This is a genomic window from Streptomyces sp. SD31, from assembly GCF_052068475.1.
GTDB lineage: Bacteria > Actinomycetota > Actinomycetes > Streptomycetales > Streptomycetaceae > Streptomyces.
Genome location: NZ_JBQHCX010000002.1, coordinates 586980 through 600299 on the forward strand (window position 1 = coordinate 586980; position 13320 = coordinate 600299).

Genomic DNA, 13320 nt, shown 5'->3' on the forward strand with positions numbered 1-13320 from the left:
ACTGACTACACGGCGCTCTTCGGCCAGGACGATGGATGACGTCCCTTCGAACACACCGTCGTCCCTCAGGAGCGCCTTCTCGTGACCACCTCATCCATCGCCGACCGGGCCACCACCGTGGCCGCGCGTGCCACGGATCTGTCGAAGATCTACGGACAGGGCGAGACCCAGGTGGTCGCCCTGGACCAGGTCTCCGTCGACTTCCGGCAGGCCGAGTTCACCGCGATCATGGGACCCTCCGGGTCCGGCAAGTCCACGCTGATGCACTGCGTGGCCGGCCTGGACACCTTCTCCTCCGGTTCGGTGCGCATCGGCGACACCGAGCTGGGCTCCCTGAAGGACAAGCAACTGACCAAGCTGCGCCGGGACAAGATCGGCTTCATCTTCCAGGCGTTCAACCTGCTGCCGACGTTGACGGCCCTGGAGAACATCACCCTCCCGATGGACATCGCGGGCCGCAAGGCTGACAAGCAGTGGCTGGATTCGGTCATCCGGATGGTGGGCCTGGCCGATCGTCTCAGCCACCGCCCCGCCCAGCTCTCCGGCGGCCAGCAGCAGCGCGTCGCCGTGGCCCGCGCGCTGGCCTCCAAGCCCGAGATCATCTTCGGCGACGAGCCGACCGGAAACCTCGACTCGCGCTCGGGCGCCGAGGTGCTGGGCTTTCTGCGCAACTCCGTACGGGAGTTGGGGCAGACCGTGGTGATGGTGACCCATGACCCGGTGGCCGCGGCGTACGCGGACCGGGTGGTCTTCCTCGCGGACGGCCGGATCGTGGACGAGATGTACCGGCCGACGGCCGACACCGTCCTCGACTTCATGAAGCAGTTCGACGCGAAGGGCCGCACCAGCTGATGTTCCGCACCGCCCTGCGCAACGTACTCGCGCACAAGGCCCGGCTGTTGATGACGGTGCTCGCCGTGATGCTCGGCGTCGCGTTCGTCTCCGGCACCCTGGTCTTCGCCGACACCCTCTCCAACGCCTTCCGCAACCAGTCGGCCAAGAGCTACGACAACGTCGCCGTCGCCATCACCTCGTACGCCAACCCGAACGACACCAAGGAAGAGCCCGGTCTCTCCCGCGAGACCCTCGACAAGATCGCCGCGGTGGACGGCGTCGACGCCGCGTACGGCCGCGTCGACGGCTTCGCCGGGGTCGCCGACCCCGACGGGAAGCTGATCGGCGTCGGCTGGTCCAACAAGGGCTCCAACTTCGCTCCCGGCAAGGACGGCAAGGACCCCGCCTACACGTTCACCGACGGCTCGGGCCCGGTGAAGGACGATCAGATCGCCCTGGACAAGGAGTCCGCGGCCAAGGGCGAGTACCAGGTCGGCGACCGGGTCCGGGTCGCCACGAACGGGCCGGTGAAGGAGTACACCCTCAGCGGTGTGTTCACCACCGAGGACGGCGCCGTGAACGCCGGCGGCAGCCTCGTCCTCTTCGACACCGCGGTCGCCCAGAAGCAGTACCTCAAGCCCGGCTACTTCGCGAGCGCCACCGTCACCGCCGCCCCCGGCGCGTCCGACGCGAAGATCCTGGACGCGGTCAAGCCGCTGCTGCCGGACGCTGCCGAGGCCAAGACCGGCCAGGCGCTCGCGGACGAGCAGGCCGAGCAGATCGAACAGGGGCTGAGCTCGCTCAAGCAGGTCCTGCTCGGCTTCGCGGGCATCGCGCTCTTCGTCGGGATCTTCCTGATCTCCAACACCTTCACGATGCTGGTCGCCCAGCGCACGAAGGAGATCGCGCTGATGCGGGCCGTCGGCGCGTCGCGCAAGCAGATCACCCGCTCGGTGCTCGCCGAGGCCGCGGTGGTGGGCCTGGTCGCCTCGGTGATCGGCTTCGTCCTCGGCGTCGGTCTCGCGGTCGGTCTGCGGTCCGGGATGGCCGCGTTCGGCATGAAGATTCCGGACGGTCCGCTGATCCTGTCCGTCACGCCGGTGCTCGCCGCGATCGGCGTCGGTGTGCTGATCACGATGTTCGCCGCCTGGCTGCCCGGCCGCCGGGCCGCGAAGATCCCGCCGGTGGCGGCCATGAGCAGCGTCCACGCGGTGGCCACCACCAAGTCGCTGGTGGTGCGCAACTCCATCGGTGCGGCCATCACCGCCCTCGGCTCGGCCGGCATCGTGCTGGGTGCCTCGTCCGGTGGCGAAAGCGGGCGGATGTACATCGCGGCGGGCGCGTTCTTCGCGCTGGTCGGTGTGATCATCCTGATCCCGCTGCTGTCCCGGCCCGTGATCGCACTCGTCCGTCCGCTGCTCGTCGGCCCCTTCGGGGTGTCCGGCAAGCTGGCCGGCCAGAACGCGGTCCGCAACCCGCGCCGTACCGGCGCCACCGCCTCGGCGCTCGCGATCGGGCTGACGCTGGTGACCGGCCTGTCGGTGCTCGGTGCCACGGTCGGCACGGCCATCGACAAGATGACCACGGACAACATCAAGGCCGACTACATGGTCTCGATGGCGAACGGCGGGGACCTCGACCAGTCCGCGCTGACGGCGCTGGAGAAGGCCAAGGGCGTCTCGGCGGTCTCGCCGCAGCAGAGCGCCTACTTCCAGGTCGGCGACGACGACTTCGTGTCCGCTTCGGCGGTCACACCGGGCGACATCGAGCAGGTCCTGAACGTCGACGTCGTCAGCGGCAACATCGCTTCGCTCGCCAAGGGACAGATCGCGGTCGCCGAGAAGACGGCCAAGAGCAAGGGCTGGAAGCCCGGCGACAGCATCCCCGTCACCTTCAACGACGAGAAGAAGGACACCCTGACGGTCGGCGCCGTCTTCAAGGACAGCGAGTTCCTCTCCCCCGTCCTCGTCGACACGAAGGTCGTGAACCCGCACGAGGTACAGCCGTCCATCCAGCAGATCTTCGTGAAGGTCGACGGCGGCGACTCCGCGGCGAACGAGAAGGTCCTCGTCGACGCGCTGGGCGACAACCCCGCGATCACGGTCATGGACCAGCAGGACATCCGCAACGAGTTCGGCGGCATCATCAACACGATGCTGAACATCATGTACGGCCTGCTGGCGATGGCCCTGATCATCGCCGTGCTGGGTGTCGTCAACACCCTCGCGATGTCAGTCTTCGAACGGCAGCAGGAGATCGGCATGCTGCGTGCGATCGGTCTCGACCGGCGCCGGGTGAAGCGGATGGTCCGGCTGGAGGCCGTGGTCATCTCGGTGTTCGGCGCGGTGGTCGGCATCGGTCTCGGCTCGTTCCTCGGCTGGGCGATCGGCGAGACCATCGCGGAGGAGATCCCCGGTTACGCGCTGGTCCTGCCCTGGGACCGGATCGGGATCTTCCTGGTGCTGGCCGGTCTGGTGGGCGTCCTGGCCGCACTGTGGCCGGCCCGCAACGCCGCGCGGCTGAACATGCTGAACGCGATCAAGGCGGAATAGCCGTACGAGTGCAAGGGCCCCGTTCCCGGGAGGGAGCGGGGCCCTTGGCCTTTCAGCCCCAGGTACGGGACCGCAACGGCATCCCCGAGTCACCGGAGTCGGGTGTCCTGACAGCCAGCACCTGGTTCACCCCGATGCGATTGCGTTCGAAGGCGAGCGCGCAGGCGGCCATGTACAGCTGCCAGACGCGGGCGCGCCCCGGGCTGGTGAACTCGACGGCCCGCGCCCAGTCGGCCTCCAGGTTGGCGACCCAGCGGCGCAGGGTCAGGGCGTAGTGCTCACGGATCGACTCCACGTCGCGCACCTCGAAGCCGGCCCGCTCCAACTGGGCGACGGTGACGCCGATGGGCTGGAGCTCGCCGTCGGGGAAGACGTAGGAGTCGATGAACTCGTCGACCTGGTAGGTGGATTCGTCCCGCTGCGGCCGCCGCCCGATCTGGTGGTTGAGCAGCCGCCCCCCGGGCTTCAGGAGCCGGTACAGCACATCGGCGTACTCCAGATACCGCTCGGCGCCGACGTGTTCGGCCATACCGACGGAGGAAACGGCGTCGTACGGACCGTCGTCGACGTCCCGGTAGTCCTGGACGCGGATCTCCACCTTGTCGGTGAGCCCCTCGCCGGCGACGCGCTTGCGGGCGTACGCCGCCTGCTCCTGGGAGAGGGTGACACCGACGACGCTCACGCCGTACTCACGGGCCGCGTGCACGGCCATGGAGCCCCAGCCGCAGCCCACGTCCAGCAGCCGCTGACCGGGCCGGAGTCCGAGCTTGCGGCAGATGAGGTCGAGCTTGTCGTGCTGGGCGGCTTCGAGGGTGCCGTCCGGGGGCGGGGCGGACCAGTAGGCGCAGGAGTACACCATGGACGGGCCGAGGACGATCTCGTAGAAGTCGTTGCCGACGTCGTAGTGGTGACTGATGGCCCGTCTGTCGGTGCGCTTGGTGTGCAGATGACCGCGGGCCCGACGCACCTCCTCCGGCGGCGGCGCGGGCGGCAGCGGAAGTCCGCCGAGCTTGACGAGTCCGCGTACGGCGGCGCGCACTTCGGGGTCACGCAGGGACTCCACCAGCCCGCGGGCGTCCTCCCCCCGCTCCCACACCAGCCCCGCGAGCAGATCGAGGGCGGCGTACAGGTCCCCCTCGATCTCCAGGTCCCCCGCCACCCAGGCCCGCGCCAGGCCCAGTTCGCCCGGCTTCCACAGCAGTCGGCGCACCGCACGGCGATTGCGTACGACGAGAATCGGCGCCCCCGGCGGCCCCGCCTGCGAACCGTCCCAGGCGCGGATGCGCACCGGGAGCGGAACTCCCAGCACCTGTTCGAGAAGGCTCTTCAGCCGCAGCGCGACGTCTGCCATGGCGCACACCTCCGTGATCGGATCCCGGAATGTCCAACACCACGTAAACACCTGAGGGCCCCGTGCGCAGTCCCCCACGCGCGTTACGGCTGGGCAAACAACCGTCACGGATCCCGTCACGGATCCCCGAACGCCGAAGGACCTCCCGCACCACGGATGGCGGGAGGTCCTTCGGTTGGTTCAGCGACCGGTCGGGGTCAGGAGGCCTTGGCCTTCTCGCCCTTGTCGGCCTTGCTCGCGGCGGCGACCGGCGCCGGCTTGGCGGCCTCGTAGAACTCCTCGCGCGGGTGCTCCATCGCGCCGAGGGAGACGACCTCGCGCTTGAGGAACATGCCGAGGGTCCAGTCGGCGAACACGCGGACCTTGCGGTTCCAGGTCGGCATCGCCAGGCCGTGGTAGCCACGGTGCATGTACCAGGCGAGACGGCCCTTGAGCTTGATCTTCATCTTGCCCATGACGATCATCGCCACGCCCTTGTGCAGGCCGAGGCCCGCCACCGCGCCCTTGTTGGCGTGCGCGTAGTCCTTCTGCGGGAAGCCCCGCATACCGGAGATCACGTTGTCGCCGAGGACGCGGGCCTGACGCAGCGCGTGCTGGGCGTTCGGCGGGCACCAGGCGTTCTCGTTGCCCGCCTTGCGGCCGACGAGGTCCGGGACCTGGGCGTTGTCGCCCGCGGCCCAGATGTAGTCGGTGCCCTTGACCTGGAGCGTCGTCTCGCAGTCGACGTGACCGCGGGGGCCGAGCGGCAGACCGAAGCGGCCGAGGGCCGGGTTCGGCTTGACGCCGGCCGTCCACACGATCGTGTTGGAGTCGACCTCGAGCCCGTTCTTCAGCACGACGTGGCCGTCGACGCAGGAGTCCATCGAGGTGGAGAGGTAGATCTCCACGCCCCGGCTCTCCAGGTGCTCCTTGCCGTAGGCGCCCAGCTTGGGGCCGACCTCGGGAAGGATCTTGTCGGCGGCGTCGACGAGGATGAACCGCATGTCCTCGCGGGAGACGTTGGTGTAGTACTTGGCCGCGTCGCGGGCCATGTCCTCGACCTCGCCGATGGTCTCCGCGCCCGCGAAGCCACCGCCGATGAAGACGAAGGTGAGCGCCTTGCGGCGGATCTCCTCGTCGGTCGTGGAGTCGGCCTTGTCGAGCTGCTCGAGGACGTGGTTGCGCAGGCCGATGGCCTCCTCGATGCCCTTCATGCCGATGCCCTGCTCGGCGAGGCCGGGGATCGGGAAGGTGCGGGAGACCGCGCCCATCGCGATGACCAGGTAGTCGAAGGGCAGCTCGTACGCCTCGCCCACCAGCGGGGCGATCGTGGCGACCTTGCGGTCCTGGTCGATGGTGGTGACCCGGCCGGTGAGGACCTCCGCCTTCGGCAGCACGCGTCGCAGCGGGACGACGACGTGGCGCGGGGAGATGTTGCCGGCGGCGGTTTCGGGGAGGAAGGGCTGGTAGGTCATGTACGACCGGGGATCGACGACCGTGACGGTCGCCTCGCCGTAGCGCATCTTCTTGAGAATGCGCCGAGCTGCGTACAGGCCTACGTACCCACCGCCTACTACGAGGATCCTGGGACGCTCCGTGGTGCTCATGCCATCGAGTATCCACCCGGTTCAGGGGGGTCGCTCGTGCGCCCCTTCACAAGCTCTTGCAGAGCCTGTGCTACCATCCCCGGCCCGCGTGACGCAGGTCATGGTCACGATCGGGAACCGCGATGCGCCGCACCCCGTTGTCAATGCCGCGTGAGCTGCCTCTCTGGGCCTCCGGGCCCCCGGTGAGCGGTCCGGAACACCCTCCGACGGGAGACCCCCGCAGCACCCTTACACCGTCCATCTGAACATGTTCAAGGGCCTGTTCACCCCTCGGACGGGTCAACCGACACCGATCAGTGCTCCGACAGGGCAGAATTCCTTGTGAAGAACTTCACGAAGTTTCTTCGGCGGGCACCTTCGAAGGGTTCCCGAAGGGCCCCAAAGGCCCCCTGGACGCGCTCATACGCTAGCCGACCTGCTCAACCGAAGGCTACTGATCGGTAGCAAACGAGACCCGGACCACCCCGCGAGTGCGACCGCGACCACCGTCACCCGGTCAGCCACGCTCGGCGAGCAAATCCGACATAAGCGCGCATAACGTGCAGCCATGATCACCACACAGAAGGCCCTCACGCGGGCCACCTCGCGAATAGTCTCGGTCGGCGCGGCTCTGGGCATTGCTCTCGCATTGGGGGCGGCGACGGCCGCATCCGCTGCGGCAGCCCCGCCCGCCTCACACGTCGCCGCAAGGGCCGCGGACGGCCACGGCCACGAGCACGAGCACCACCACGACGGTCACCACCACCACGACGGCGGGGGCTGCAGCGGCCTCGTCGTCCTCCTCTGTAACTGACGGATAGCCCGCAAGGGCCGAGACAACGGCCCCGGTTCCTCACCAAGAGGTACCGGGGCCGTTCCGTGTCACCGCGGCGGGTCAGTCGCCGCGCTCACCCTCTTCCGCGGCTTCCGCCACCTTGAAGGCGATGCCGTCGAGGATGTCGTGCTCGCTGACGACGACCTCCTGCGCACCGATCCGTTCCATGATCGCGAGCAGCACCAGGGCGCCCGCCGCGATGACGTCAACTCGCCCCGGGTGCATGGACGGTACGGCCGCGCGCTCGGCGTGGGTGGAGTGCAGCAGCCACTCGGTGATCTCCCGGACCCGGTCGTGGCTGATCCGCGAGTGGTGGATGCGGGTCGAGTCGTACTCGGGCAGCTCCTGGGCGATCGCCGACACCGTGGTCACGGACCCGGCGAGCCCAACCAGCGTGCGCGCCTCCCGCAACGGCACCGTCTCCTCGGCGAGGTCGAGGGCCGCCTCGATGTCGGCCCGCATCGCCGCGATCTGCTCCGCGGACGGCGGGTCGGAGACGACACCGTCCCGCACCAGATGACGCTCGGTCATCCGCACACAGCCGACGTCCACCGAGCGCGCCGCGCGCACGTGCTCCTCGCCGACGACGAACTCCGTCGACCCGCCGCCGATGTCCACCACCAGGTAGGGCTTGGGGAGGTGGTCGTGCTCGGCCAGCTCCTTCGTCGCCCCCGTGAAGGAGAACTCGGCCTCCTGGTCCCCGGTGATGACCTCGGGCTCGACCCCCAGGATGTCCACGACCCCGCGCACGAACTCGTCCCGGTTCTCCGCGTCCCGGGAGGCGGACGTGGCGACGAAGCGCAGCCGCTCGGCGCCGTGCTCCTTGATGATCGCCGCGTAGTCACGGCAGGCGGCGAAGGTGCGCTCCAGCGCCTCGGGCGCGAGCCGCCCGGTCCGGTCGACGCCCTGCCCGAGCCGCACGATGGTCATACGGCGGTCCAGGTCGGCGAGTTCGCCGGTGGCGGGGTCCACATCGGCGACGAGAAGCCGGATGGAGTTCGTACCGCAGTCGATGGCGGCGACGCGGGTCATGGGGGGTGCCTTTCTTCTCAGCCCGTCCGGCGTTTGAGGACGAGGCCGTCAGGCCGAAGCGGGGGTCTGGGGGCGGCAGCCCTCAGCGGGGTCGAAGGGGCGGGGCCCCTTCAGGATGGGACGGGTAGGGGCGGCGGGGGCGAGATCACTCGGCGGAGACCACGCACGGCCCCTTCGCCCACCACTCCGGCAACATCGCGATCGCCTCGTCCCCCAGCGGATTGACACCGGGCCCGGCCGCCAACGAGTGCGCGACCAGCACATGCAGGCACTTCACCCGATCCGGCATCCCGCCCGCACTCGGAAAGCCCTTCAGCTCCTCGATCTCGTCGCGGCGCCGAATGTAGTCCTCGTGCGCGGAGCGGTACGCGGCGGCCAGCTCCGGATCACTCTCCAGCCGAGCCGTCATCTCCTTCATCACGCCGTTCGCCTCCAGCGTGCCGATCGCCGACGACGCCTTGGGGCACGTGAGGTAGTACAGCGTCGGGAAGGGCGTGCCGTCGGGCAGCCGGGGAGCCGTCTCGACCACGTCCGGCTGTCCGCACGGGCACCGGTGCGCGATCGCGCGCAGCCCGCGCGGCGGACGTCCGAGCTGCTGCTTGAAGGCCTCGACGTCCGCGTCGGTGGGTTCGGTGCGCGGGGTGGGCGGCGGGGGCGTTTGCATGCCTGTCTTTCTATCGGTTCTCGCTGGGCTCAGTGATCGGCGGCGTCGGCCTTGTCGACCCCGTCCCAGATGTTGGTGTACCAGGGCCGGTCGGCCGCGCCCAGTTCGGTCCGCGACTGCTTGGCCGCGTCCGGGTCGATCACGATGTAACCGGTCTCCCCGGGCATCACATAGTGCAGCCGCTGCCGGATCTGCTGCTCGGCGTAGGCGTCGTCCTGCCAGCGTGCCTTGACGTCGCGCAGTTGCTCGACCCGCTTGGCGGCTTCCTTCTTCTGCCGCTGCATGTCGGCGATGTCGGCGCGCTGGGAGACGTACTGCCTTATGGGGTAGGCGAGCGCCACGACCAGGGAGCACAGGACCAGCGCGAGCAGCGCGGCCCGTCCGGTGAGCCTGGAGCGCCGGGCCTGCCGCTTGGTCTGGGAGCGGTAGACGCGGGCCGCCGTCTGCTCTCCGAGCAACCGGATCCTGGTCGCGGTGGAGAACCGGTCCCGGTCCTTCACGGCCATGTCCCGCCTCCCGTTTCACACGCGTACGTCCCCGCACACGGTACGGGACCGAGTACGGGGACGTACGTACGACGCTGCCCTTATGGAGCTTGTCAGCCCTTGAAGCGCGGGAAGGCGCTACGGCCGGCGTACACCGCGGCGTCGTCGAGGATCTCCTCGATGCGCAGCAGTTGGTTGTACTTGGCGACGCGCTCGGAGCGGGCCGGGGCGCCGGTCTTGATCTGGCCGCAGTTGGTGGCGACGGCCAGGTCGGCGATGGTGACGTCCTCGGTCTCGCCGGAGCGGTGGGACATCATGCACTTGAAGCCGTTGCGCTGGGCGAGCTCGACGGCGTCCAGGGTCTCGGTGAGCGAGCCGATCTGGTTCACCTTCACCAGCAGGGCGTTGGCCGCGCCCTCCTCGATGCCACGGGCCAGGCGCTCGGGGTTGGTGACGAACAGGTCGTCGCCGACGAGCTGCACCTTGTCACCGAGCTTGTCGGTGATGGTCTTCCAGCCGTCCCAGTCGTCCTCGAACAGCGGGTCCTCGATGGAGACCAGCGGGTACGCCTCGACCAGCTCGGCGTAGTACTCGGTCATCTCGGCGGCGGAGCGCGCCTTGCCCTCGAAGAGGTAGGAGCCGTCCTTGTAGAACTCGGACGCGGCGACGTCGAGCGCGAGGGCGATCTGCTCGCCGGGGGTGTAGCCGGCTTCCTTGATGGCCTCGAGGATGAGGTCGAGGGCCTCGCGGTTGGAGCCGAGGTTCGGGGCGAAGCCGCCCTCGTCGCCGAGGCCGGTGGCCAGGCCCTTGCTCTTCAGGACCTTCTTGAGGGTGTGGTAGACCTCGGTGCCCCAGCGCAGCGCCTCGGAGAAGGTCTCCGCGCCGATCGGCGCGATCATGAACTCCTGGATGTCCACGTTGGAGTCGGCGTGCGAGCCGCCGTTCAGGATGTTCATCATCGGCACCGGCAGCAGGTGCGCGTTCGGGCCGCCCAGGTAGCGGAAGAGCGGGAGGTCGCTGGCCTCGGAGGCGGCGTGGGCGACGGCGAGCGAGACGCCGAGGATGGCGTTGGCGCCGAGGGAGCCCTTGTTGTCGGTGGCGTCCAGGTCGAACATGGCCTGGTCGATCAGGCGCTGCTCGGTGGCGTCGTAGCCGACGAGCTCCGGGCCGATCTGCTCGATGACGGCGAGGACGGCCTTCTCGACACCCTTGCCGAGGTAGCGGTTCTGGTCGCCGTCGCGAAGCTCGATGGCCTCGAAGGCGCCGGTGGAGGCGCCGGACGGAACGGCGGCACGACCCGTGCTGCCGTCGTCGAGGCCGACCTCGACCTCGACGGTGGGGTTGCCTCGCGAGTCGAGGATTTCCCGGGCTACGACGACGTCGATGGACGGCACGAGCATCTCCTTCGTGGATGTGACGCTGGTAGTGCGGGGCTGTGAGCCTTGCGACTAGAGCCTAACCGCCTCGGGGACCTCGGCAGCCGACCGACCGTCCCGTGGACAGAACCGAACCGTACCCATTGTTCCCTACCGGAACAAAGGGCGGGAACAAAGAGGGGGAACAAAAGGTGGGTGACATACGGGAAAAGAAAAGCCCCGCCCCGGTGCGTACGGGGGAACACGCACCGGAGCGGGGAGCCCGTGGGGGACGGGGGTGACCCTCACGAGGTCTTCGCTATGAGGTCCACGGATGTGAGGGCCCTGTGGTTCAGCTGCCGCCCTCGTATTACTTCAGGTGCAGCTGCTGACCCGGGTAGATCAGGTTCGCGTCCTCGACGATGTCCTTGTTCAGCTGGAAGAGCTTCTCCCAGCCGCCCTTGACGTCGTGCTCCGCGGCGATCGAGCTGAGGGTGTCGCCCTTGACGACCTTGTACTCGCCGTCACCCTTCTTGACCTTCTTGCCGGTCGGGGTGGTGACGGTCTTGGTGCTCTTCTTGGCGGCCGGACGCTCGCTGGAGCGGGAGGCCGACTGCTCCTCGGTGGAGCGGGTGGTGCTCTCGCTGCTCTGCGAGGAACCGCTCGACGAGGAGCCGGAGCCGTTGTAGGCGGCGCTCGACAGGCCGGTGCCGCAGTGCGGCCAGGCACCCTTGCCCTGGCCCGCGAGGACCTTCTCGGCGATCTCGATCTGCTGGGCCTTGGTGGCCTGGTCGGCGGTGGAGGCGTACGCCGTGCCGCCGTACGCGGCCCACGTGGAGGCGGAGAACTGCAGACCGCCGTAGTAGCCGTTGCCGGTGTTGATCGACCAGTTGCCGCCGGACTCGCACTGGGCGACGGCGTCCCACTCGGAGGCGGTGGCGGCGGAGGCGCTGCCGGCCGCCATCAGCGGGGCGGCGACGGCGGCGGCGCCGGTGACGCCGACGACGGCTATGGCGCGAGCGGCCTTGGACGGACGACGGTGCTTGCCCTTGCTGGAAAACAGCATGGAGAGATCCCCTCACCGACGCCTGCGAGGTGAGCTGTCGGGTTCGGGCCGGTTGAGTTGCCCGGCCGCGCACGGTCGCCTTTCGGCTCCCGCTGCGCGGCTTCACCCCTAGCCGACTCCGGCCGTGCGGCCCCGAAGGGCCTCAACTGCCGGACCCGGCGCTTACCTTGGGTCCCCCGCTCCTGCCTACGGCGCTTGACGCGACGACTGTTCCCGTACGGCCGCTGGCAGGATTCGGCGTTGCGGCAGCCGGGGCTCGTGGTGACGAGCGGTCATGACCGTAGCCACGCGATTCGCGGAATTTCAAAGACGATCAGGGCTTCTGAGATCTATCTCTCACTGCATTCAAAGCGGACATTCAGTGCGAAATCATGACGCGAACTCCGGCTGTTTTTCACCCCGTTCGCCCCCTATTCGGTGGGGACTTCCAGGGTCTGACCGGGGAAGATGTGGTTCGCGTCAGTACCGATGGCCCGCTTGTTCGCGTCATACAGCGCGGACCATCCGCCGTCGAGGTCAAGGGAGTCGGCGATGGAGGCGAGAGTGTCGCCGGCGCGCACGGTGTACGAGGCATGGCGGCCGGAGGACTTGACGGCGCTCTCGGTCGCCTCGCTCTCGTCGGCACTGGGGCCACGATGACGCCCGGAGCCGGTCGCTTCGGAGTCGATGGCTCCGGTGTCGACGAGACTCCGGGAGCCCTCTCCCTGCTCCGAGTTGTCCCGATTGTCGCCCTTGGACGTCTCTACGGGTGAGCCATCGGGCGACTGTGAGGCGCCCGTGTCGGCGGACGTATCGGACTTCGAGGAGTTGTCCGTCGTAGAGGATGAAGAGGGCGAAGAGGAGGAAGGGGCGGAATCCTGGGATGATTCGGACGAGGTGTCGGGAGAGCCGCTCGGCGAGTTCGAGGAGTCGGAGGAATTCGAGGAGTCACCGGACGGGTTCGTCGCATCGGACGAGTCCGATGAGCCCGACGAACTCGATGAATCGAGCAATCCGGACGATCCGGATACTTCGGAGGGCGAGTCCTCCGCGACGCCGGTGTCGAGGTCGAGGTCGACCGAGCCGGACTTCTGAGTCAGCCCGTTGAGTACCGCACAGGTGCCCCAAGGGCTGGTTCCCTGGTCCGCGAGGATGTCCTGGGCCACGGCGATCTGCTGGGAACGGCTCGCCAGGTTGGGGCTGGAGGCGTAGTCGAGGCCGCCGTACTTCTCCCAGTCGTCCTGGGTCAGTTGCAGTCCGCCGTAAAGTCCGTCGCCATTGTCGGCACTCCAGGAGCCGCCGCTCTCACAGTCGGCCACCTTGTCCCACACGGTGCCCTCGGCCGCGCTCGCGCCCGTGGCGCCGAGAAGCGGGATGGCGATGGCGGACCCGGTCACTCCGGCCGCGACGAGGAGCGCCGGAGCTTGACGGGGGCGACGGTGACGACCGTTCCCGGAGAGCATGCGGGGACCTTTCGCGAGACAACAGTGACCGCGGCGCGTGAAACCTGGGCGCCGTCATTGATCCGTGAACGTATAGGCAGACGATCACTTGTCACAAGTTAATGCCGCGCAGATCACGTGAAGATCACAGGCTTGTGCG

General features: G+C 68.6%; 11 protein-coding genes and 1 riboswitch. Of the genes, 3 read left to right on the forward strand and 8 right to left on the reverse strand.

Annotated features, from left to right (window positions below):
• Positions 1 to 81 precede the first annotated feature (81 nt).
• On the forward strand, positions 82 to 852 hold the full coding sequence (locus ACTMVF_RS06630; protein WP_441269987.1) for an ABC transporter ATP-binding protein: 771 nt from the start codon (positions 82 to 84) through the stop codon (positions 850 to 852).
• Complete coding sequence (locus tag ACTMVF_RS06635) at positions 852 to 3386, forward strand: ABC transporter permease (protein WP_441269988.1); 2535 nt, start codon at positions 852 to 854, stop codon at positions 3384 to 3386. The genes ACTMVF_RS06630 and ACTMVF_RS06635 overlap by 1 nt, the downstream gene beginning before the upstream one ends.
• A 52-nt stretch (positions 3387 to 3438) precedes the next feature.
• On the opposite strand, the gene ACTMVF_RS06640 is transcribed toward ACTMVF_RS06635, so the two are convergent.
• Both ACTMVF_RS06640 and ACTMVF_RS06645 read right to left on the reverse strand, forming a co-directional pair.
• Entirely contained in the window at positions 3439 to 4737 is a 1299-nt protein-coding gene (locus ACTMVF_RS06640) for a class I SAM-dependent methyltransferase (protein WP_441269989.1), read from the reverse strand.
• 197 nt (positions 4738 to 4934) lie between these two features.
• Positions 4935 to 6323 (reverse strand): NAD(P)/FAD-dependent oxidoreductase, encoded by a 1389-nt coding sequence (locus ACTMVF_RS06645; protein ID WP_441269990.1) that lies wholly within the window; start codon positions 6321 to 6323, stop codon positions 4935 to 4937.
• A gap of 547 nt (positions 6324 to 6870) precedes the next feature.
• Between ACTMVF_RS06645 and ACTMVF_RS06650 the strand changes: the two genes are divergently transcribed.
• Positions 6871 to 7116 (forward strand): hypothetical protein, encoded by a 246-nt coding sequence (locus tag ACTMVF_RS06650; protein ID WP_441269991.1) that lies wholly within the window; start codon positions 6871 to 6873, stop codon positions 7114 to 7116.
• A gap of 81 nt (positions 7117 to 7197) precedes the next feature.
• Here ACTMVF_RS06650 and ACTMVF_RS06655 read toward each other — a convergent pair whose 3' ends face one another.
• The 6 genes from ACTMVF_RS06655 to ACTMVF_RS06680 all read right to left on the reverse strand — a co-directional run bounded on the left by ACTMVF_RS06655 (position 7198) and on the right by ACTMVF_RS06680 (position 13181).
• Positions 7198 to 8169, reverse strand: a complete 972-nt coding sequence (locus ACTMVF_RS06655; protein ID WP_441269992.1) for a Ppx/GppA phosphatase family protein — start codon at positions 8167 to 8169, stop codon at positions 7198 to 7200.
• Positions 8170 to 8314: 145 nt separating this feature from the next.
• Positions 8315 to 8833 (reverse strand): DUF501 domain-containing protein, encoded by a 519-nt coding sequence (locus ACTMVF_RS06660; RefSeq protein ID WP_441269993.1) that lies wholly within the window; start codon positions 8831 to 8833, stop codon positions 8315 to 8317.
• A 29-nt stretch (positions 8834 to 8862) separates the two neighbouring features.
• Positions 8863 to 9339, reverse strand: a complete 477-nt coding sequence (locus ACTMVF_RS06665) for an FtsB family cell division protein (protein ID WP_441269994.1) — start codon at positions 9337 to 9339, stop codon at positions 8863 to 8865.
• 92 nt (positions 9340 to 9431) lie between these two features.
• The gene (eno, locus tag ACTMVF_RS06670) at positions 9432 to 10712 is read right to left on the reverse strand and encodes a phosphopyruvate hydratase (RefSeq protein ID WP_441269995.1); all 1281 of its coding nucleotides are present in this window, start codon (positions 10710 to 10712) and stop codon (positions 9432 to 9434) included.
• Positions 10713 to 11043: 331 nt separating this feature from the next.
• Positions 11044 to 11739, reverse strand: a complete 696-nt coding sequence (locus ACTMVF_RS06675; protein WP_441269996.1) for a transglycosylase family protein — start codon at positions 11737 to 11739, stop codon at positions 11044 to 11046.
• 4 nt (positions 11740 to 11743) lie between these two features.
• A riboswitch (cyclic di-AMP (ydaO/yuaA leader) is annotated at positions 11744 to 11943 on the reverse strand.
• A 206-nt stretch (positions 11944 to 12149) separates the two neighbouring features.
• The gene (locus ACTMVF_RS06680; RefSeq protein WP_441269997.1) at positions 12150 to 13181 is read right to left on the reverse strand and encodes a transglycosylase family protein; all 1032 of its coding nucleotides are present in this window, start codon (positions 13179 to 13181) and stop codon (positions 12150 to 12152) included.
• Positions 13182 to 13320: the final 139 nt, after the last annotated feature.

Bases quoted from the DNA above. Each gene is read 5' to 3' on its own strand.
- ACTMVF_RS06655 (WP_441269992.1), bottom strand. From the start codon at position 8,169: ATGACCCGCGTCGCCGCCATCGACTGCGGTACGAACTCCATCCGGCTT.
- ACTMVF_RS06640 (WP_441269989.1), bottom strand. From the start codon at position 4,737: ATGGCAGACGTCGCGCTGCGGCTGAAGAGCCTTCTCGAACAGGTGCTG.
- ACTMVF_RS06650 (WP_441269991.1), top strand. From the start codon at position 6,871: ATGATCACCACACAGAAGGCCCTCACGCGGGCCACCTCGCGAATAGTC.
- ACTMVF_RS06645 (WP_441269990.1), bottom strand. From the start codon at position 6,323: ATGAGCACCACGGAGCGTCCCAGGATCCTCGTAGTAGGCGGTGGGTAC.
- ACTMVF_RS06675 (WP_441269996.1), bottom strand. From the start codon at position 11,739: ATGCTGTTTTCCAGCAAGGGCAAGCACCGTCGTCCGTCCAAGGCCGCT.
- ACTMVF_RS06660 (WP_441269993.1), bottom strand. From the start codon at position 8,833: ATGCAAACGCCCCCGCCGCCCACCCCGCGCACCGAACCCACCGACGCG.
- ACTMVF_RS06635 (WP_441269988.1), top strand. From the start codon at position 852: ATGTTCCGCACCGCCCTGCGCAACGTACTCGCGCACAAGGCCCGGCTG.
- ACTMVF_RS06665 (WP_441269994.1), bottom strand. From the start codon at position 9,339: ATGGCCGTGAAGGACCGGGACCGGTTCTCCACCGCGACCAGGATCCGG.
- ACTMVF_RS06680 (WP_441269997.1), bottom strand. From the start codon at position 13,181: ATGCTCTCCGGGAACGGTCGTCACCGTCGCCCCCGTCAAGCTCCGGCG.